Annotated in this window: 21 protein-coding genes; 12 read left to right on the top strand and 9 right to left on the bottom strand. The window is 66.9% G+C overall.

The annotated features are described in order from the left end of the window. Positions 1-130: 130 nt before the first annotated feature. The 10 genes from E2K76_RS20345 to E2K76_RS11380 all read left to right on the top strand — a co-directional run bounded on the left by E2K76_RS20345 (position 131) and on the right by E2K76_RS11380 (position 5,794). Positions 131-301, top strand: coding sequence for a hypothetical protein (locus E2K76_RS20345; RefSeq protein WP_169053284.1), 171 nt, complete (start codon positions 131-133; stop codon positions 299-301). Positions 302-304: 3 nt separating this feature from the next. Then, positions 305-439, top strand: a complete 135-nt coding sequence (locus E2K76_RS20995; protein ID WP_281280731.1) for a hypothetical protein — start codon at positions 305-307, stop codon at positions 437-439. Positions 440-477: 38 nt separating this feature from the next. Then, entirely contained in the window at positions 478-684 is a 207-nt protein-coding gene (locus tag E2K76_RS11410) for a hypothetical protein (protein WP_136684437.1), read from the top strand. Positions 685-706: 22 nt separating this feature from the next. Continuing rightward, positions 707-847, top strand: coding sequence for a hypothetical protein (locus E2K76_RS20340; RefSeq protein ID WP_169053283.1), 141 nt, complete (start codon positions 707-709; stop codon positions 845-847). Between the two features lie 13 nt (positions 848-860). Next, positions 861-1,046, top strand: coding sequence for a hypothetical protein (locus E2K76_RS11405; RefSeq protein ID WP_136684436.1), 186 nt, complete (start codon positions 861-863; stop codon positions 1,044-1,046). A 50-nt stretch (positions 1,047-1,096) separates the two neighbouring features. Continuing rightward, the gene (locus E2K76_RS11400; RefSeq protein ID WP_169053282.1) at positions 1,097-2,359 is read left to right on the top strand and encodes an HlyD family secretion protein; all 1,263 of its coding nucleotides are present in this window, start codon (positions 1,097-1,099) and stop codon (positions 2,357-2,359) included. Further along, positions 2,356-4,494, top strand: coding sequence for a peptidase domain-containing ABC transporter (locus E2K76_RS11395; RefSeq protein ID WP_220432217.1), 2,139 nt, complete (start codon positions 2,356-2,358; stop codon positions 4,492-4,494). The genes E2K76_RS11400 and E2K76_RS11395 overlap by 4 nt, the downstream gene beginning before the upstream one ends. A gap of 163 nt (positions 4,495-4,657) precedes the next feature. Next, positions 4,658-5,257, top strand: a complete 600-nt coding sequence (locus E2K76_RS11390; protein ID WP_136684434.1) for a uracil-DNA glycosylase family protein — start codon at positions 4,658-4,660, stop codon at positions 5,255-5,257. 29 nt (positions 5,258-5,286) lie between these two features. Continuing rightward, a complete protein-coding gene (locus E2K76_RS11385; protein ID WP_169053281.1) occupies positions 5,287-5,499 on the top strand; it encodes a DUF982 domain-containing protein in 213 nt (70 codons plus the stop codon). Beyond that, entirely contained in the window at positions 5,492-5,794 is a 303-nt protein-coding gene (locus E2K76_RS11380) for an HNH endonuclease (protein WP_136684432.1), read from the top strand. The genes E2K76_RS11385 and E2K76_RS11380 overlap by 8 nt, the downstream gene beginning before the upstream one ends. Here E2K76_RS11380 and E2K76_RS11375 read toward each other — a convergent pair. The 5 genes from E2K76_RS11375 to E2K76_RS11355 are packed head-to-tail and all read right to left on the bottom strand — an operon-like array spanning position 5,791 to position 11,999. After that, positions 5,791-7,071: an LLM class flavin-dependent oxidoreductase gene (locus E2K76_RS11375; RefSeq protein ID WP_136684431.1), complete on the bottom strand. Its 1,281-nt coding sequence runs from the start codon at positions 7,069-7,071 to the stop codon at positions 5,791-5,793. The two genes, E2K76_RS11380 and E2K76_RS11375, sit on opposite strands and share 4 nt — an antisense overlap. Next, positions 7,068-8,684 carry a dipeptide ABC transporter ATP-binding protein gene (locus E2K76_RS11370; protein ID WP_136684430.1) on the bottom strand — a complete coding sequence of 539 codons (1,617 nt, stop codon included), beginning with the start codon at positions 8,682-8,684 and terminating at the stop codon, positions 7,068-7,070. Before E2K76_RS11370 ends, E2K76_RS11375 begins: the two co-directional genes overlap by 4 nt. Next, positions 8,681-9,541, bottom strand: a complete 861-nt coding sequence (locus E2K76_RS11365; protein WP_246032951.1) for an ABC transporter permease — start codon at positions 9,539-9,541, stop codon at positions 8,681-8,683. Before E2K76_RS11365 ends, E2K76_RS11370 begins: the two co-directional genes overlap by 4 nt. A gap of 5 nt (positions 9,542-9,546) precedes the next feature. Then, a complete protein-coding gene (locus E2K76_RS11360; protein WP_136684429.1) occupies positions 9,547-10,464 on the bottom strand; it encodes an ABC transporter permease in 918 nt (305 codons plus the stop codon). Beyond that, a complete protein-coding gene (locus E2K76_RS11355) occupies positions 10,461-11,999 on the bottom strand; it encodes an ABC transporter substrate-binding protein (RefSeq protein WP_136684428.1) in 1,539 nt (512 codons plus the stop codon). The genes E2K76_RS11360 and E2K76_RS11355 overlap by 4 nt, the downstream gene beginning before the upstream one ends. 177 nt (positions 12,000-12,176) lie before the next feature. Between E2K76_RS11355 and E2K76_RS11350 the strand changes: the two genes are divergently transcribed. Next, positions 12,177-12,863, top strand: coding sequence for an IclR family transcriptional regulator (locus tag E2K76_RS11350; RefSeq protein ID WP_136684427.1), 687 nt, complete (start codon positions 12,177-12,179; stop codon positions 12,861-12,863). On the opposite strand, the gene E2K76_RS11345 is transcribed toward E2K76_RS11350, so the two are convergent. From E2K76_RS11345 to E2K76_RS11330, 4 genes are all read right to left on the bottom strand, one after another. After that, positions 12,860-14,167, bottom strand: coding sequence for a CitMHS family transporter (locus E2K76_RS11345; RefSeq protein ID WP_136684426.1), 1,308 nt, complete (start codon positions 14,165-14,167; stop codon positions 12,860-12,862). The genes E2K76_RS11350 and E2K76_RS11345 overlap by 4 nt on opposite strands. 61 nt (positions 14,168-14,228) lie before the next feature. Continuing rightward, positions 14,229-15,173 (bottom strand): Bug family tripartite tricarboxylate transporter substrate binding protein, encoded by a 945-nt coding sequence (locus E2K76_RS11340; RefSeq protein WP_136684425.1) that lies wholly within the window; start codon positions 15,171-15,173, stop codon positions 14,229-14,231. A 93-nt stretch (positions 15,174-15,266) separates the two neighbouring features. Next, on the bottom strand, positions 15,267-16,625 hold the full coding sequence (locus tag E2K76_RS11335; RefSeq protein WP_136684424.1) for a sensor histidine kinase: 1,359 nt from the start codon (positions 16,623-16,625) through the stop codon (positions 15,267-15,269). Then, a complete protein-coding gene (locus E2K76_RS11330) occupies positions 16,618-17,292 on the bottom strand; it encodes a response regulator (RefSeq protein ID WP_136684423.1) in 675 nt (224 codons plus the stop codon). Before E2K76_RS11330 ends, E2K76_RS11335 begins: the two co-directional genes overlap by 8 nt. A gap of 105 nt (positions 17,293-17,397) precedes the next feature. On the opposite strand from E2K76_RS11330, the gene E2K76_RS11325 reads away from it, so the two are divergent. After that, positions 17,398-18,294 carry a LysR family transcriptional regulator gene (locus E2K76_RS11325; protein WP_136684422.1) on the top strand — a complete coding sequence of 299 codons (897 nt, stop codon included), beginning with the start codon at positions 17,398-17,400 and terminating at the stop codon, positions 18,292-18,294. Positions 18,295-18,363 lie beyond the last annotated feature (69 nt).

Here is an 18,363-nt window from a genome sequence, read left to right as displayed (position 1 = left end):
GATGGCGGGATTGGCGCCCGGACTAGGTCATCTGTCCAAGGGCTTACGCCACCCTGCCGAATAGGGAACCCGTCCGGTTCATGGCTTGATGTCCCCGGTCGCCTTCGAATGCGACCGGATGGAGAAAGCAATGAGCCATACCGAGATTACCGAACTGGAGCCGCGTCAGATCGACATGGTTTCGGGGGGCGCGCTGGACGGCATCTTCCCGCTGCCCTTCCCGCCGATCGCCCTGCCGCTGCCCCTGCCGCGGCTGCCTGCGCCGCTTCCGATCCCGCATCCGCGCCTGCCGCTGGTCTGAGCCATGCGGGACGACGAAACAACCTTGGTCGAACTGGACGCCGCACAGATCGAAACGGTCTCGGGCGGGCTGACGGGGCCGATCATTCCACCGATTTATCCGCCGATCCTCTGGGTGCTCCAGAAGCTCGCCGGATAAAGACCGCCCATCCGGGGCACAACCTGAAAGGAGGCATCATGCTTGCCGAAAACACCCAACTGAAACTGGTCGAAAACGAAGCCGAGCTGATCGAACTGGACAGCCTTGAAGTGGACGAAGTGTCGGGCGCGGTCATTCCCGTCGCCGTCGTCGCCGCCATCAAGATCGGCGCTGCGGTGACCGGCACGGCCGCCGTCGGCGCAGGCGTCGGGTTCGGCATCGGATACTGGGCCAACCGCGACTGACAGCGAAACACGGAGATTTGGGATGTCTATGCCAACGATAGTGGCCGTAGGGGGGCTGACGCTGGTGTTCTTCGTCGCCCTGTTCGGCGGCTACGGCGTCGGCTCGGATGCCGCCAAGCGCGACAACCTCGCGGACGCTCGGATCGAAAACCGCGAAAACTGAAGGAGACGACAAGATGAACGAGATGACCATTCACGAACTGGACAACGCAAACATCGACGCCGTTGCAGGGGGCGTGCTGCCCGCGCTGCCCATCGCATGGGGGATCGCCGCGGTCTTCACCGGGGCGGCGGCAGGCGGTGTCGCCTTCGGCTATGGCGTCGGCAAGGACCGGGCGGAACGCGACAACCGCAACGACTGACCGGGCGGGGCGCCACCGGGCGCCCCTTCCCCATTTCACGGGACACGGACATGAGCGACGATCGCAAACCCACGCCGCTGTTCCGCCAGCAGGCGGTGCAATACCAGTCCCGCGCGCTGGACGGCGAGGTGCTCTTGTCGCTGTCCATGCGGATGCGGGTTCTGATCGCGCTGGCGGTCGTCATCGTCATCGGTGCGGTGATCTTCGCCACCACCGCCACCTATGCCCGGATGGAAACGGTGCCGGGCTGGGTCGTGCCCGAGGGCGGGCTGATCCGCGTCACCGCCCGCAACGGCGGCGTGATCGAGGAATTGCCGATCCGCGAGGGCGACACCGTCGCCGCCGGGCAGTCCATGGCGAAACTGCGCCTGTCCTCGGATCTGGACACCGGCAATGTCGGCCAGATGCTGGAGACGCAGCTTCGCACCCAGATCGAGGCCGTCCGCGCCTCGGCCGAGGCGGAGCGGCAGAAGCTGATCGCCGAGGAGCAGGGCCTGCGGTCGCAGCGCGACGCGATGCAGCGCGAACTGGACCAGTCGCGGGGCCGGGTTTCGATGATGACCGAACGGGTGGACCTGATGCATTCCAACGCCGAACGCGTCCGCACGATTGCCGCGCGCGGATATGCCAGCACCAAAAGCGTCGAGGAAGCCGCGATGGCCGTGCTGGTCGCCGAACAGGAACTGGTCGACATCCGCGCCAGCGTCATGGCGATGGAACGCCAGATCGACCAGATCGACGCCGAACTTCATGTCCTGCCGATTTCCATCCGCGCCGCCGATGCGCAGGCCCGCGCCAGCCAGGCGCAGCTGGCCCAGCAGGGGACGGAAATGGCGGTGCAGAACACCTATCACGCGGGCGCGACCGTCGCGGGCCGCGTGGTCGCCGTGCCGGTCGCGCGGGGTCAGACCGTGGCCGCCCAGCAGGTGCTGGCCGTCGTCACCCCCGAAGGATCGACGCTGGAGGCGGAACTCTACGTCCCCTCCCGCTCTGCTGGGTTCATCACCGAAGGGCAGGAGGTGCAGTTGATGTATCAGGCCTTCCCCTATCAGAAATTCGGCGCGGCCGAGGGCGCTGTCCGCAGCGTCTCGCGCACCGTCCTTGCCCCGACCGAGGTCGCCATTCCCGGGCTGGAGGTGAACGAGCCGGTGTTCCGCGTGAAGGTCGAACTGGATCGCGATGCGGTCACCGCCTATGGGCAGGACATTCCGGTGCAGCCGGGGATGCTTCTGTCGGCCAGCATCGTGATCGACCGCCGCACGCTGGTCGAATGGCTGCTCGATCCGATCTATGCAGTGGGACGTCTGGGATGAGCATTGCCGAGCTGAACTTCATGGGCCGCCGCCGGCTGCCGGAAATCCGCGCGTCCGAATCCGCCGAATGCGGGCTTGCCTGCATGGCGATGGTCGGGCGGTATCACGGGCATGACATCGACCTGAACGGGCTGCGGCAGCAATTCTCGCTGTCCTTGACCGGGGCGACGCTGCGCAACCTGATGCAACTGGCAGAACAGTTGTCGCTGGCCCCGCGCGCGCTGCGGGTCGGGCTTCAGGCCCTGAAGGACGTGCGGCTTCCGGCGATCCTGCATTGGGACCTGAACCATTTCGTCGTGCTGAAATCCATCACCGCGAAACAGGCCGTCATCCACGACCCCGCCCGCGGCGCACGCACCCTGCCGCTGGAGGAATTCGCCAACCATTTCACCGGCGTCGTGCTGGAGGTGCAGCCCGCCGAACATTTCCAGAAGGCCGAGGCGAAGATCCCGGTCAAGCTGACCTCGCTCTGGTCCAAAACCGAAGGGATGGGCCGCGCGATCTTTCAGGTGCTGGCCCTGTCGCTGGTGTTCCAGATCGCGACCTTCGCCATGCCCTTCCACATCCAGCTTGTGGTGGACGAGGCGATCGGGCGGGCCGATGGCAGCCTTCTGACCGTGCTGGCGCTGGGCTTCGGCGCGCTGACCGTGATGCATGCCGCGCTGGAGGCGCTGCGCAACTGGGTGCTGCGGCTTCTGGGCTCGATGATGTCGTTTCAGATCGTCGGCAACATCGTGCGCCACCTGATGCGCCTGCCGGTGCCCTATTTCGAGAAACGCCATGTGGGCGACATCATGTCCCGCATTGAATCCACCAGCGCCATTCAGGATGCGCTGACGCGGGGCATGGTTTCCGCGATGGTGGACGGGCTGATGGCGGTGATCGCGGCGGGGGTGCTGTTCCTTTATTCGCCGATGCTGGCGGTGGTGGTGATCCTGTCGCTGCTGATGGTGCTGGGCCTTGGCTTCGCCTTCTATCCCGCGACCCGCGCCGCGACCGAGGAGAACATCGTCACGATGGCGTCGGAGCAGTCGCACCTGATCGAAACCGTCCGCGCTATGCCCACGATCAAGCTGATGGGCGGCGAGACGGAGCGAGAGGGCAAATGGCGCAACCGTTTCGCCTCGGTCATCAACGCCTCGGTCCGGGTCGGAAAATACGAGATCACGCTGCGGTTCCTGCAGAACGTGGTCATCGGCATCCAGACGGTGCTGGTCATCTATCTTGGCGCGCGGATGATCCTGAATGCCGAAGGCTTCTCGGTCGGGATGCTGATGGCGTTCCTGTCCTTCCGCCAGACCTTCAGCGACCGCGCGCAATCGCTGGTGGCCGAGGTGATGCAGTTCCGCCTGCTGAAGCTGCATCTGGAACGGCTGGGCGACATCGTCACCGCAGAGCCCGACGTGGCGCATGTTTCGGGGCGTCCGCAGCGCATGATCGACGTGAAGGGCGGGATCGACCTGCGCAGCGTGGATTTCCGCTATGGCGCCGGCTCGCCCTTGGTGCTGAAGGACGTGTCGCTGTCGATCGCGCCGGGGGATTTCGTCGCGATCACCGGCGCGTCGGGCGGTGGCAAGACCACGCTGGCGAAACTGCTTCTGGGCCTGCACCAGGCGGAATCCGGCCAGATCCTGCTGGACGGCCAGCCCGCCTCGCCGGAACTGTGGCGGGCATGGCGCGGCCAGATCGGCGTCGTGGCGCAGGACGATCAGCTTCTGTCCGGCAGCATCGCCGACAACATCGCCTTCTTCGACCCCGAGATGGACATGGAGCGTGTCGCCGCCGCCGCGATGGCTGCGCAGGTTCACGAGGATATCGCCCGGATGCCGATGCAATACCTGTCGCTGGTGGGCGACATGGGGTCGGCCCTGTCCGGCGGGCAGCGCCAGCGCGTGCTGCTGGCTCGCGCCCTCTACCGCCAGCCGCGCCTGTTGTTGCTGGACGAAGGCACCGCCAATCTGGACGAATCCACCGAGCGGGCGATCGCGGACCTCATCTCCTCGTTGCCCGTGACGCGCATCGTGATCGCGCACCGCCCGGCGCTGATCGAACGCGCCAGCCGCTGGCTGCGTGTGGGCGAGGGCCGGGTCGAGGAAATCCCCAAGCGCCCCAGCAAGGTGATCCACACGGCCTGAGGCTGCGGCGCGATTGACGCTGGCCTCGCCCCCGAAGGCGCGATCCGCGTCGGAACTGGTGGACGCGATGAAGGCCGATGGCACCGTCGCCGCCTCGTTCGCGCGGCACGGGCTGGCGCGATAACCCCTTCCCGCAACGCCCCGTCATCCCCATCTGAGGGCGATGGAAACCCTTGCAACGCTGCTGGAGGAGGTCCGCGCCTGCCATCGCTGTGCGGACCTGCCACTTGGCCCCCGCCCGATCCTCAGCATCGCGCCCGGCGCGCGCATCCTGATCGCCAGTCAGGCGCCGGGCACGAAGGCCCATGCGACGGGCATCCCCTTCGACGACGCCTCGGGCCGCCGGTTGCGCGAATGGCTGGGCGTGACGCCGGAGGTTTTCTACGATCCGTCCGGTTTCGCGATCCTGCCCCTGGGGCTGTGTTATCCCGGACGGCGGGCAGGCGGCGATGCCCCGCCCCGCCGCGAATGCGCGCCGATCTGGCGTGACCGGCTGTTGCGGCAGGCGACCGGCATCCGGCTGACGCTTCTGATCGGATCGCATGCGCAGAACCACGTGCTCGGGCCGGGGGTGATGACCGAACGGGTCCGCGATTTTCGTCGCCATCTGCCCGATGTCCTGCCGCTGCCGCATCCGTCATGGCGTTCGACCGGATGGATGCGCCGCAACCCGTGGTTCGAGGCAGAGGTGCTGCCCGCGCTGCAGGCACGGGTCCGCAACCTGCTTGAAACGCCGCCCGCCGCCCCCATATCTTGCGGATGATAGAGACTTACTGGGGGAATCCCGTCACCTTGATCGAAGGCCCCGACGGAGCTGCAAAATCCATCACCACGGTCGAACAGGCGCTTTTTCGCCTTGGAAAACGCTGGCCCGACCGCCGCGGTCCGAAGCATGGCGAAGCCGTCGCCTATGCGCGGGCGGCCCGCGAATGCCTGACCGATCCCGGCGCGGCACGGCTGGCCTTCATCGAGGCCGCGCGCGAGGCCGGATTCCGCCTTGCCTGAGGGTGCGCCGATCTGCCCCCTCTGCCAGCGGCCCATCCCGCCAGACGTTCCACAAAGCCTGCACCACCTGATCCCCCGCGCCAAAGGTGGCGCAAAGGGTCCGACCGTGCTGCTTCACCACATCTGCCACAAGGAAATCCACGCGGCGCTGGGCGAGACGGACCTCGCCCGCCGCTTCAACACCATCGAGGCGCTGCGCACCCATCCAAGACTGGCGGCGTTCATCCAATGGGTCGAACGCCGCCCGCCCGGCTTTCTGTCGCGCGTCCCGGGCGGCACCCGCAAGCGGCGTTAGACGGCGGGCAGCCCCAGCCGTTCGCGCAGCGTATGTTCGGCATAGCTGGTGCGGAACAGCCCGCGCGCCTGAAGCTCCGGCACGATCAGATCGACGAAATCATCCACCCCATCGGGCATCGAGGCCGGGATCACGTTGAACCCGTCCGCAGCCCCGCTTTCGAACCAGCGTTGCAGATCGTCCGCGATCTCGGCCGGCGATCCGACAAGGATGCGGTGCCCGTGCGAGGCGATGGCCAGCGCGGCCAGATCGCGCAGCGAGTAGTTCTCCTCGCGCGCCTTCTGCATCAGCATCTTCACCCGGCTTTGGCCATGCACGACCGCCGACGGCTCCGGCACCGGGCCGTCCGGGTCGTGGCCGGACAGATCGTATCCCCACCGGCCCGAAAGCTGGCGGATTCCGGCGGCGATGTCGGTATTGGCCTGCATCTGCGCGAATTTCTCGCGCGCATCACGCCCCGTCTTCGCGGTGATGACCATCACCCCCGGCATCACCAGCGGCAGGTGCCCGTCGGCACGCCCCGCCGCTGCCGCGTGCAAATCCGCCTTGTAGGCCAGCGCCTCGTCGATGGTGTCCTGCGCGGTGAAGGCGACATCCGACGCGCCCCCCGCCAGCTTGATCCCGTCGCCGGACGATCCGGCCTGAAAGATCACCGGATGCCCCTGCGGCGAACGCGACACGTTCAGCGGCCCGCGCACCGAATAGAATTCGCCCTTGTGGTCGATCGCATGGACCTTGTCGTAATCCACCATCACGCCGCGTTCGGCATCCAGCGCCAGCGCCCCCGGCTGCCAGCTGGCCCACAGCGCCTTGACCACCGACAGGTATTCCGTCGCGCGGGCATAGCGTTCGGCATGGGCGGCAAGGAAATCCTGCCCAAAATTCTGCGCCGCGACGTTGGACTGCGACGTGACCACGTTCCAGCCGACGCGCCCGCCGCTCATATGGTCGATCGAGGCCAGCATCCGCGCGACGTTGAACGGTTCGGAAAACGAGGTCGAGATGGTCGTGACCAGCCCGATCTTGCTGGTGGTCGCGGCGATGGCGGCCAGAAGGGTGATCGGCTCGAACCCGCCGGGGCGGCCCTGTTCGCCCTTCACCGGCCCGACAAGGCTGTCGGCAAGGAAGAACACGTCGAACAGCCCTTCCTCGGCCTTGCGGGCGGTGCGGACAGCCCAGGCCAGATCCTCGGGGTGGCCGGCCGCGCCGGGCATTCGCCAGCCGAAGGGATGACGGCCCAGCGGCAGGTGGAACAGCCCAAGGTGCATCTGTCTCATAATGTCTCCTCACGCCGACGAAAGCGGCTGTTGTCGGGGTCGGAATCGAGGATCGCGCCCAGCAGGCGGCGCGTGTAGTCATGCTGCGGGGCGCCGAAGACCGCATCGCGCGGGCCTTCCTCGACCACGCGGCCCTTCTGCATCACCGCCACCCGGTCGGATACGGAATAGATGCTGTCCAGCCCGTGCGCGATGAAGATCGTGGTCAGCCGGAATTCCGCCCGCAGCCGTTCCAGCAGCGCAAGGATGTCGGCCTGAACCGACACGTCCAGCGCGGAAACAGGCTCGTCGCAGATCAGAAGCCGGGGCTTCACGCTCAACGCGCGGGCGATGCCGACACGCTGGCGCTGTCCGCCCGAAAGCTCGTGCGGCAGCCGGTCGAACATCGCAGATCGCAGCCCCACCGTTTCCAGCAGGTCCGCCGCGCGGTCCCGCAGCGCCCCGCGCCGCATTCCCCTTGCGCGGAGTGGCTCCACGATGCTGTCGCCGATCCGCATACGGGGGTTGAGCGAGGAGAACGGGTCCTGAAACACCATCTGCAGATCGCTGTTGTCGGTGCTGGCGAACAGATCGCGCCCGTCGAACAGGGCCGTGCCGCTGTCCGGCCGCGCCAGCCCCGTGACGATCCGCGCCAGCGAGGATTTCCCCGACCCGGATTCGCCGACAAGGCCCAGCGTCTCGCCCTCGTTCACCATCAGCGAGACGTTGTCCAGCGCCAGCGTCCCCTGCCCCCGCCAGCCGGCGGAATAGCGTTTGGTGATGCCGCGCAATTCCAGCAGCGGCTTCGGCGCGGGCGGTGCGGGCTGGGCAAGCGACGCATCGCGCATCACCGCGGGAACCTTCGGCGCAAGGCGGATCAGGCGGCGGGTGTAATCATCCTCGGGGGCCTTGAACAAGCGGCCCACCGGCGCGGATTCCAATATCTCGCCGCCGCGCATCACGGCCACGCGGTCGGCCACCTGCGCCACGACCGACAGATCGTGGGTGATGAACAGCACCCCCACCCCGGTCTGCTCGGCTGTCTCCACGATCAGCTCCAGCACCTGCGCCTGCACGGAATTGTCCAGCGCGGTGGTCGGCTCGTCGGCCACCAGCAGCGACGGCTCGCCCGCCATGGCGATGGCCAGCATCACCCGCTGCCGCATCCCGCCCGAAAGCTGGTGCGGGTATTCGTCCAGCAGTTCCGCCGGGCGGGCCAGATGCATCCGCGCAAGCAGGTCCGCCGCCTCGGTCCGACGCTGGCGGCGGGGCATGCCGCGCTTGTATCGCAGCACCTCGCCGATCTGGTCGCCGATGGTCAGGACGGGGTTCAGCGACGACAGCGGTTCCTGGAACACGATGCCCACATCGGACCCGCGCAGGGCACGCCAGTCGCCCTCGGTCCGCAGGCCGCGCAGGTCGTGCCCGTTCAGCACCGCCTCATCCGCCGTGAACCGCGCCGTGGGTGGCAACAGGCCCAGCGTGGACAGCGCGGTCAGCGTCTTGCCGGACCCGGATTCGCCCACCAGCGCCACGATCTCGTTCCGGTGCACCTCCAGATCGACGCCGCGCACGAGGCTGCGGCCGCCGATCTCGATCCCGGCATTGCGATAACGAAGGACGGGACCGGTCATGGCAGCCTCGGGTCAAGATGGTCGCGCAGCCAGTCGCCCAGCAGGATGATCGAGAACACCGTCAGCGTCAGCGCGACGCCGGGGAAGGTGGACACCCACCAGCTTGTCGCCAGCACCTCGCGCCCCTCGGACAGCATCTGCCCCCAGGAAATCGCGGGCGGCTGGATGCCGAAGCCAAGGAAGGACAGCGAGCTTTCGGTCAGGATCACCGAGCCGACGTTCAACGTCGCGACCACCACGAAGGCGGGCAGGATGTTCGGCACGATATGGCGCAGCATCAGCGGAATCGTCCCGACCCGGCTGATGCGGGCGGCGGCGACGAAATCCATGTCCTTGACCCGCAGAACCTCGGCCCGGACGATGCGGGTATAGTTGACCCAGTTCGTCGCAGCGATCACCAGAACCAGCGGCGCGATCCCGGTTCCCGCGACCAGCGCCACGACCAGCATGAAAAGCATCGTCGGAATGGCGAGGATGGCATCCACGATCCGCATCAGCACGATGTCCACGATCCCGCCGCGCATCCCCGCGATCAGCCCCAGCACCATGCCGATCAGCCCCGACAGCGCCACCGCCGCCATCCCCACGATCAGCGAACTGCGCGCGCCATGGACGATACGGGCAAGGATGTCGCGCCCTTGGGCATCGGTGCCAAGCAGATGCGCCGGCACCCCGCCTTCGGCCCAGATCGGCGGCAGCAGGCGGATCGCAAGGCTGCGCCGGGTCGGGTTCGCGATGGGCAGCCAGTCGGCCAGCAGCGCCGCCAGCACGATCAGCGCCAGCAGCCCCGCCCCAAGCATCCCCGCCCGGCTGGACAGCAGCGCGCGAAAGAAGCCGGCACGCCGGGTTTCGGTCATATCGGTCACAGGCGGATCCTCGGGTCGATCAGCCGATACAGAAGATCGGTGATGAAATTGATCAGCAGCGTCATCACCGTGATCACGAGGATCGCGATCTGGATGACGGCCATGTCCTTGGTATAGATCGCCTGCACCACAAGCTGCCCCAGCCCCGGCCATGCGAACACGGTTTCGGTGATCAGCGCGCCGCCCAGAAGCGCGATCACGTTCAACGAGGTCATCGTGACCGCCGGGATCGCCGCGTTGCGCAGCGCGTGTTTCAGGACGATGACGGAAGACGGGATGCCCTTGGCGCGGGCGGTGCGGATGTAATCCTGCCCCAACGCCTCCAGCAGGCTGGCGCGGACCAGTTTCGCCAGATCGCCCGCAAATGCGGTGCCCAGCGTCACGGCTGGCAGGATCAGATGCGCGAAACTGCCGGCGCCCGATACCGGCAGCAGACGAAGCTGCACGCCGAAGATCAGGATCAGCATGATCCCGACCCAGAAGTTCGGCATCGCCTTGCTCAGCACCGCCATGCCGGACACGGCGAAATCGACCGGCGTGTTGCGGCGCAGGGCGGCGAAGATCCCCGCCGGAACCGCGATGACGATGGCGACCACCATCGCCCCCGCCGTCAGCAGCAGCGTTGCGGGCAGGCGTTCCAGCACCACGGGCAGGGCCGAAGTGCCATAGTAATAGGACTGCCCGAAATCGCCGCGCAGCAGGTTGCCCATGTATCGCAGGTATTGAACATGCGCAGGCTGGTCGAGCCCCCAAGCCGCCACAAGCCGCAGCCGGTCCGCTTCGGTCGCATCCTCGGGGATGAGCATGACCGTCGGATCGCCCGTCAGATAGACGAGGACGAAGACGATCAGCGACACGATATAGAGGACGGGCACGGCCTGAAGCACGAACCGCCCGAGGGCCCGTAGGATCATGCGAGGCGGACCTGCTCTGCCGGGATCATCTCGTCGAAGCGTCCGGGGAAGACGACCCGGTCGCTGACGCCATAGATGCCCTTGGGATAGAGGATACCGATCCGCACCCGCGCGTCGGTGATGATCTGCTGCGCCCGGCGCAGGATCGCGACGCGGTCCTCCTCGGTGGCGGCATCGCCCACCTCGCCGGACAGCTTTTCGAACTCGGCATCCGTCCAGTGCGGGTTGAAGCGTTCAAGCAGCCCAAGGTTCAGCAGGTGCGAGGCGTCGATATAGGACCCCATCCCCCACAGATAGATTTCCGCCAGCGAATCCGATTGCAGCCGGTCGTTCAGCACCGACCAGTCCAGAACCTCGATCCGGGCGTTCAGGCCGATGTCCTGAAGATAGCCCACGACGGCCTCGGCCACCTCGCGGTCCTTGACCCAGCGGCCCGACGGCGTGTTGACGACGATCTCGGCCCCCTCTGCGCCCGCTTCTTCGATCAGTTCGATGGCACGGTCGGGATCATAGGCGCCATCCGCCGACAGGTCGGGGTTGTAGCCCGGAATCTCCGGCGGATAGAGGCCGCGGGTCGGCGTGCCATAGCCTGCAAGGATGTATTGCGTGATTTCCTCGCGGTTGATGGCAAGGTCGATCGCCTCGCGCACGCGCGGATCATGGGTGACGAAGCCTTCCTCGTTGCGGACATGCAGCGCGAAGTTCCGCGCGATGTTGAACGAGGCGATGTCGGTCGCGCCGTTGCCGGTCACGCGCTCGATATCCTCGGGCGGGATGTTGGTCGCGATGTCCGCGCCGCCGGTCAGCAGTTCCGCCACGCGGGTCGAGGTTTCGGGAATCCCGCGGATCACGACCTGATTCCAATGCGGCGCGCCGCCCCACCAGTCGTCGTTCCGCTCCAGGATCAGCCGGTCGCCGCGCTGCCACCGCCCGAAACGATAAGCCCCGGTGCCGATGGGGCTTGCGAAGAACGCCTCGGCATCCGCAGCCGCCTCGAACGCATGTTTGGGGATGATGAGCGAGCCGTTCCCGACGAAAGCATGCAGCAGCAGCGGGTCGCGCCCGTCCGTCACCACTTCAAGCCGGTGCGGGCCAAGCACGTTCACTTCGGCGATGGTGTGGAATTTCGACGTGTTGCGCAGGCTGCTGTCGCCTTGGGTCCGCTCCACCGTGAACTTCACATCCTCGGCGGTGAAGGGCGTGCCGTCATGCCATTTCACGTCGTCGCGCAGATCGAAGGTCCAGCGGATCTGATCCTCCGTCTCCCATGACAGGGCGAGGTTCGGCTCGAAATGCATCTGGCCGTCGGTGAATTCCTTGCGCACCAGATAGTCGTAGATGTTGATCAGCGCGGATTCGGTCGAATTGTTGCCGTGGTTGGCGGGGTCCAGCGACAGGATGTCGTTGCTTTGCGCGATGGTCAGGACCTGCTGCGCCTGTGCCAGCGCAGCGCCGGCGAAGGGCACCGACAGCACGACCGGCGCAAGCGCCGAACTGCCCAGAAGGCGGAGAACGTTACGGCGTGTGGTCGTCATCTTCATCTCCCGATGTGCAGCGGATTCGGCGGGGCGGGGAACGGCGTTCCAGCGGGACGTCAGGCGGTAGACCATTTTTTCCCTTTCCAAGCCGAAGAAAGAACTTTATTTCACTGAGTGATCCTTGTATCATTGGATAAAACGCAACGCCGCATCTTGTCAACGAAGGTCGCCGAAATGGACGATATCGGAACGCCGCCCGCAGGGGTGCTGGATCGCGGGCTTTTGCTGCTGCACCTGTTCACGATGGACCGGAACCGGCTGCACCTGCGCGAATTGGCGGACCTTTCCAGACTGGACAAGGCGACCACGCTGCGTGCGCTCAAATCACTGGTGCAATGGGGGTTTCTGGAAAAGCACGCCGATGGCAGCTATTCTCCGGGACCGATGAACCTGCGGCTGGCGGCGATCTTCAAGGCGACGTCCTCGCTCGTGGCGCGGATCGAGCGCCCCTTGGACGCGATCGCCGAACGCACGGGACATTCGACGTCCTTCTTCATCCGGTCGGACGGCAACCGCGTCTGCCTTGCGCGAAGCCGCAGGCGGGCCGATTACGGTTATTTCGTGGATGTCGGCACCTCGGTCCCGCTGGATCACGGCGGATCGGCGGCGCGTGTGCTGTTGGCCCATACCAGCCCGCCGGACGATGCGACGCGCGCGATCCTGTCGGACGGCCATTCGATCACGCGCGGCGAACGGCTGCGGCATTTCGCGTCCATTTCCCTGCCGGTGCGTGAACTGGACGGAGCATTCCTTGGCGTTCTGACCATCGCCGGGGCCAACGATGCGCTGTCCGACGACGATCTGCTGGCCTGCAAGACGCTCGCGCGCGAGGAACTGTCGCGCGCGAGCTTCGGGGCTTAGGCGACCAGCGCCCCGGTCAGCAGCGCCCCCGCCATCAAGACAAGGCACAGAAGCGACGCCCATTTCAGCGTGAATCGCTGATGCGCGCCGAATTCGACCTTGGCCAGCCCGGTCAGAACATAGGCCGCAGCGACCAGCGGGCTGAGCATGTGGACCGGCTGCCCGATCAGCGACGCGCGGGCGATGACCTCGGGCGGGATGCCATAGGCGGATGCCGCCTGCGCCAGCACCGGAACCACCCCGAAATAGAATGCGTCGTTCGACAGAAAGAACGTGAACGGCGCGCTGATGACGGCGGTGATCAGGGCCAGATACGGCCCTGCCGCGTCCGGGATCATATACACCACGCTTTGCGCCAGCGCATCGGTCATGCCCGTGCCCGACAGGATGCCGGTAAAGACCCCCGCGCCGAACACGACCGCCACCACGGCCAGAACGCTGCCTGCATGGGATTCGATCCGCTCGCGCTGGGCGATCACGTCGGGGAAGTTCACGGTCATCGCGATGACGAAACCCAGCATGAAGATCAGCGACAGCGGCATCACGTGCAGGATCAGCCCGATCATCACGGCAATGGTCAGCGCCGCGTTGAACGCCTGAAGCGCCGGGCCGCGGGTGACGACGGCGCGGGTGGCGGCGTTGGTCACGGCCTCCACCTCGGCTTCGGCCTCGGCACCGTCGAAGGTGATGCGGCCAAGGCGCTTGCGCTCGCGCAGGCCGAAGAACATGGCGATCGCGATCGCCCCCGCGCAGGCCATCAGCATCGCCGGGATCAGCGGCACGAACACCTGTGAGGCGTCCAGATCCAGCGCCGCCATCACCCGCGCGGTCGGCCCGCCCCATGGCGCGATGTTGATGATGCTGTTGGGCATGACCGTCACCGCCGGCAGGATCAACGGGTTGATGCCCAGCCGCCGGTGCAGCGGCAACATCGCGGTGACGCACAGAAGATACGTCGTGCTGCCATCCCCATCCAGAGAGATGATCATCGACAGGATGGTCGATCCCACGATCACCCGCAGCGGATCGCCATGGCATACCCGCACCACGAACCGCACCAGCGGATCGAACAGCCCCACGTCGATCATCAGCCCGAAATACAGGATCGCGAACAACAGCAGAACCGCCGTGGGCGCGATCTTGGTCACGCCCTCGATCACCATGTCGGGGACCTGCGGGCCGAAGCCGCCGATCACCGCGAACAGGATCGGCACGGAAATCAGCGCGATCAACGCCGACATGCGGTTGGTCATGATGGCGGCCATGAAGACCGTGATCATGGAATAGGCTAGAACGGTAAGCAAACGACCTCCTCGGCGCCGCCCGCATCGGGGCGCCCTCGTCTTTGTCTGGCTGTGGAAATGGCTAGAAGCCGCGGCTTCTGATCGTCTCGGCGCGGGCGGCGACGTGGTCGGTCAGCGCGGCGCCGGTCAATGGCAAGGGGATCATGTGCCGCGCGCGCAGGGCGGCGGCATATCCGGGCGATGCAAGGGCGCGGTCGAAGGTATCGACCCACCAGCGGTAATCGGCATCGCTGACGTCGGGGCCGACATACAGGCCACGCATCACGGGCCAGACGATGTCGTATCCCTGCTCTCGGGCCGTGGGCACCTGCGCCAGCGCGCCGGGCAGGCGATCCTCGGCATAGACGGCCAGCATCCGCAGATCCGCGCCCGCATCCATGCGCGCCTGCGTCTGGCTCACATCGCTCATGCAGACCTGCACATGGCCGCCCAGAAGCGCGGCGACGCAATCGCCCCCGCCCTCGAACGAGACGAAGCGGACGAGGCGGACATCGACCCCGGCATGTTCGGCGGTCTGACGCGCGCGCACCCAGTCGCGCCCTTCGATCGTGCCGCTGCCGCCGAAGGCGATCGCGCGCGGTGCCTCGCGCAGCGCCGCCATCAGCTGGCCCAGATCCTGCCACGGCGCATCGCCGCGCACCACGACGGCGCCGTGATCCTGCCCCAGGGACGCGACCCAGCGGACATCCTGCCAGCCGTGATCGCCGTATTTGCCGATGGCCAGATTGTGAAGCGAGCCTTCGGAGAAGGCGACGAGGGTGTTCCCCTCGGCCCGCCGACTGCCGGTGAACGTGTTGAAGGCGACCGCCCCCACCCCGCCCGGCATCCGTTCGATCCGCATTCCGTCGGGCGCCGCGCCAATCTCGGCCAGCGCCTGAAGCGCCAGTTCGCAGGTGATCTGAAAGCCGCCATTGGGTTCGGACGGCACGATGCAGGCCGGGTCCGACGGCTGCGCACGCACCGCGCCGGCCAGCATCAGGCCAAGAAGAAAGATGATGATACGCAAATCCACCCCTCCCCCAAGGCGCCCGCTATCCTGACCGCGACAGATATACGAACGGACCTGTCAGCAGGCTTTCAAAACCGCCGCGCGGCGAAATTACATCGGCAGCACGATTTCCGCCACCAGCCCGCCGCCGTCCAGATTGCGGACGGCAAAGCTGCCCCCATGCCCTTCGGCAATCGCCGAGACGACCGCAAGGCCAAGGCCCGATCCCGTGCCCTCGTTGCCGAAGAACCGATCGCCCACCCGCCCCATCTGCGCGGCATTCATCCCCGGCCCCTGATCGGCCACCGCGATACGCAGCGGACCCGTCTGCACCGAAACCGTCACCGTGCCGCCCTTGGGCGAGACGCGAATGGCATTGTCCAGAAGGTTGCTGACCGCCTCGAACAACAGCGCCTCGGATGCGCGCACGGTCGCGCCGCCGTCCGGCAGGTCCAGCGCCAGGTCGATCCGCTTGCGCCGCGCGGCGGGCAGGTGCATCCGCGCCAATTCAGTGATCATCGGGCCAAGGGCGACAGGCACCCGCGCGCCGCCTTCCTGGGCAAAGTTGCGGGCGCGGGCAAGGCTCAGGAACAGATCGGTCGTCCGCCCCGCTCGGTCGGCAATGCCGCGCATCGCCTCCAGCGTCCGTCGCGGGTCTTCGGCACGCAGGGCGTGGTCGATCTGGGTCCGCAGCACCGCGATGGGCGTCTTCAACTGGTGCGAGGCGTCGTCAAGGAACTGCCGCTGCACCGCCGCCTGCCGCGAATGGCGGTCCAGCAGACGGTTGAACGCGTCTATCAGCGGGCGCGTCTCTCGTGGCAGGCCCGCCGTGGCGACGGGGGACAGATCGTCGGGCGCGCGGCGGTCGAACCCCGCCCGCAGCGCCACGAGCGGGCGCAGCGCGAACCGCAGCCCCGCGATCAGCAGCACGATCACCGCGCCGACGAAGGCGACGTTCAGGATCGCGGCGTCGCGCAGGATGCCCTGCCGGAACGCAGCGCGCGAGGCGGTGCTTTCGGCCACCTCCACCAGCACGCTTTCCGGCCCCGCCCCGCCATAAAGCGGCGAAGGCAGGCGGCTGCGATAGGCGCCGACCCGCACCGGCAGGCCCAGATATTCCTCGTTGTAGAACCTGAACGCCCCTTCGGCCACCGGGGGCGGATCGGGCAGGAACGTATCCCCGATCATCACCAGCCCATCCTCGGTGGACACGCGGAAATAGACCTCTCCCGCCGCCGTCAGCTCGAAACTTTCGAACAGGGGATAGGGGAGCTCCACGCTCAGCCCTCCGCCTTCGGTGGAAATGTTCATCTCGATCGCGCGGATCGCCCCGGCAAGCGAGCGGTCATAGGCGCGGTCGGCCAGACGGCTGGCGGTGGACACGGCCAGAAACATCGCGCCGCCCACCAGCACCGCCAGCGCGGGCGCGATCCACCACAAAAGCGCGCGCGTCAGCGACCGTTCACTCATCCACGCGATCTTCGAGGAAATAGCCAAGCCCGCGCAGGGTCACGATGCCCACGCTCGACCCTTCCAGCCGTTTGCGCAGGCGATAGATCATCACCTCCACCGCCTCCAGCTGCATGTCGTCCTCGGCCCCCACCAGACGGTCGAGGATGTCCTGCTTCGACATCGGCTCGCCCACGCGCTGGATCAGGATGCGCAGAACGGCATGTTCGCGCGGGGTCAGCAGCAGCGGCTGGCCATCCAGCGTGAACCGCTGCGCCGGATGGTTGAACACCAGCGGCCCGCAGTCATAGACGCCATGCCCATGCCCCCGGCTGCGGCGGACCAGCGCGACCAGACGCGCCTCCAGCTCCTCGACCGCGAAGGGCTTGGGCAGGAAATCATCCGCCCCCGCATGCAGCAATGCCACCCGTTCGGGCAGTTCGTGCCGCGCGGTCGCGACGATCACCGGCGTCGTGTCGCCCTGCTCGCGCAGACGGGCCAGAAGCGCCGCGCCGCCCAGCCCGGGCAGGCCCAGATCAAGGATGATCGCATCGAACCCCCCGCCCGCGGCGCGGGTCAGGGCGCGCGCGCCGTCTTCCTCCCATTCGGCCATGAGCCCGCGCTGTTCCAGCGAGCGGACTAGCCATTCCGCCAGATCCTGGTCGTCCTCGATCAGCAAAAGCCGCATCGCAATCCTCCGCCGCCTTGTCTTCATGGCAGACGCGCGTCCCGTCAACCCTTCCGCCCGCCGCGCACGGCTTCTATCATGGGGGCGGCATCAAGGGGGCGGGCGATGGAACTCAAATGGCTGGAGGATTTCCTGTCGCTGGCCGAAACGCGCAGCTTCTCCCGCTCGGCCGAGGCGCGGAACGTCACGCAATCGGCCTTCAGCCGCCGCATCCGGTCGCTGGAGGTGTGGCTGGGCGCGGACCTGTTCGACCGCGGCACCTATCCCGTCACGCTGACCGCCGATGGCCGCGCCTTCCGCGAGGCGGCGGAGGAGATCGTGCGCCTGACCTATCAGACCCGTGCCAGCCTTGGCGGGCGCAAGGACGGGGGCCGCCCCGCAACCGTCGCGATCACCGCGCTGCACACGCTGACGGTCACGTTCCTGCCGCGCTGGCTGAACCAGATCCGCGCGCTGATGGGCGACATTCCCAGCCGGGTGCTGCCCGAAAATTACACCATCTGCATTCAGGCGCTGGTCGAGGGCGGGTATGACCTGATGCTGACCTTCCACCATCCCAGCGTGCCGGTGCCGCTGAACCCGTCGCGCTTTCCCTTTCTGACGGTGGGCGAGGATCGTCTGGTCGCCGTGGCCGACCCCGCGCGCATCCCGTATTGGCGCGCCGGCGGTGCGCGCCTGCCGATGCTGCAATATTCCAAGGGATCTTTCCTTGGGCTGCTGTCGTCGCTGGCGCAGGGGCAACCGGGCGCGCCTGAAACCTATATCGCGCATATCAACGAAAACTCGATGGCCGAGGCGCTTAAGTTCATGGCGTTGGAGGGGCACGGCATCGCATGGCTGCCCAAATCGCTGGTCGAAGCGGACATCGCGGCAGGACGGCTGGAGGTGGTCGCCCCCGAGCTGCCGATGGAGATACGCCTTTACCGCGACGCCGAACGCGGGCGCGGGCTGCTGGAAAAGGTCTGGGCGGCGGCGGCCCGGAACTATGCGCAAACGGAATAACCCAGAACGCAACAGCATTGGCGGTCCGGCGGCACTGGACCTATGTCTTCCTTCGTGACCATTTCGAAG

It is taken from the genome of Falsirhodobacter xinxiangensis (assembly GCF_004959935.1).
Classification (GTDB): Bacteria; Pseudomonadota; Alphaproteobacteria; order Rhodobacterales; family Rhodobacteraceae; genus Falsirhodobacter; species Falsirhodobacter xinxiangensis.
The sequence above is the reverse complement of the archived record's forward strand: the minus strand, read 5'-3'. Positions and strand labels throughout refer to the sequence as shown.

Excerpts from the sequence above, each read along its gene's own strand:
- E2K76_RS20345 (WP_169053284.1), top strand. The coding sequence starts at position 131 with ATGAGCCATACCGAGATTACCGAACTGGAGCCGCGTCAGATCGACATG.
- E2K76_RS20995 (WP_281280731.1), top strand. The coding sequence starts at position 305 with ATGCGGGACGACGAAACAACCTTGGTCGAACTGGACGCCGCACAGATC.
- E2K76_RS11410 (WP_136684437.1), top strand. The coding sequence starts at position 478 with ATGCTTGCCGAAAACACCCAACTGAAACTGGTCGAAAACGAAGCCGAG.
- E2K76_RS20340 (WP_169053283.1), top strand. The coding sequence starts at position 707 with ATGTCTATGCCAACGATAGTGGCCGTAGGGGGGCTGACGCTGGTGTTC.
- E2K76_RS11405 (WP_136684436.1), top strand. The coding sequence starts at position 861 with ATGAACGAGATGACCATTCACGAACTGGACAACGCAAACATCGACGCC.
- E2K76_RS11400 (WP_169053282.1), top strand. The coding sequence starts at position 1,097 with ATGAGCGACGATCGCAAACCCACGCCGCTGTTCCGCCAGCAGGCGGTG.
- E2K76_RS11395 (WP_220432217.1), top strand. The coding sequence starts at position 2,356 with ATGAGCATTGCCGAGCTGAACTTCATGGGCCGCCGCCGGCTGCCGGAA.
- E2K76_RS11390 (WP_136684434.1), top strand. The coding sequence starts at position 4,658 with ATGGAAACCCTTGCAACGCTGCTGGAGGAGGTCCGCGCCTGCCATCGC.
- E2K76_RS11375 (WP_136684431.1), bottom strand. The coding sequence starts at position 7,071 with ATGAGACAGATGCACCTTGGGCTGTTCCACCTGCCGCTGGGCCGTCAT.
- E2K76_RS11370 (WP_136684430.1), bottom strand. The coding sequence starts at position 8,684 with ATGACCGGTCCCGTCCTTCGTTATCGCAATGCCGGGATCGAGATCGGC.
- E2K76_RS11365 (WP_246032951.1), bottom strand. The coding sequence starts at position 9,541 with ATGACCGAAACCCGGCGTGCCGGCTTCTTTCGCGCGCTGCTGTCCAGC.
- E2K76_RS11360 (WP_136684429.1), bottom strand. The coding sequence starts at position 10,464 with ATGATCCTACGGGCCCTCGGGCGGTTCGTGCTTCAGGCCGTGCCCGTC.
- E2K76_RS11355 (WP_136684428.1), bottom strand. The coding sequence starts at position 11,999 with ATGACGACCACACGCCGTAACGTTCTCCGCCTTCTGGGCAGTTCGGCG.
- E2K76_RS11350 (WP_136684427.1), top strand. The coding sequence starts at position 12,177 with ATGGACGATATCGGAACGCCGCCCGCAGGGGTGCTGGATCGCGGGCTT.
- E2K76_RS11335 (WP_136684424.1), bottom strand. The coding sequence starts at position 16,625 with ATGAGTGAACGGTCGCTGACGCGCGCGCTTTTGTGGTGGATCGCGCCC.
- E2K76_RS11330 (WP_136684423.1), bottom strand. The coding sequence starts at position 17,292 with ATGCGGCTTTTGCTGATCGAGGACGACCAGGATCTGGCGGAATGGCTA.
- E2K76_RS11325 (WP_136684422.1), top strand. The coding sequence starts at position 17,398 with ATGGAACTCAAATGGCTGGAGGATTTCCTGTCGCTGGCCGAAACGCGC.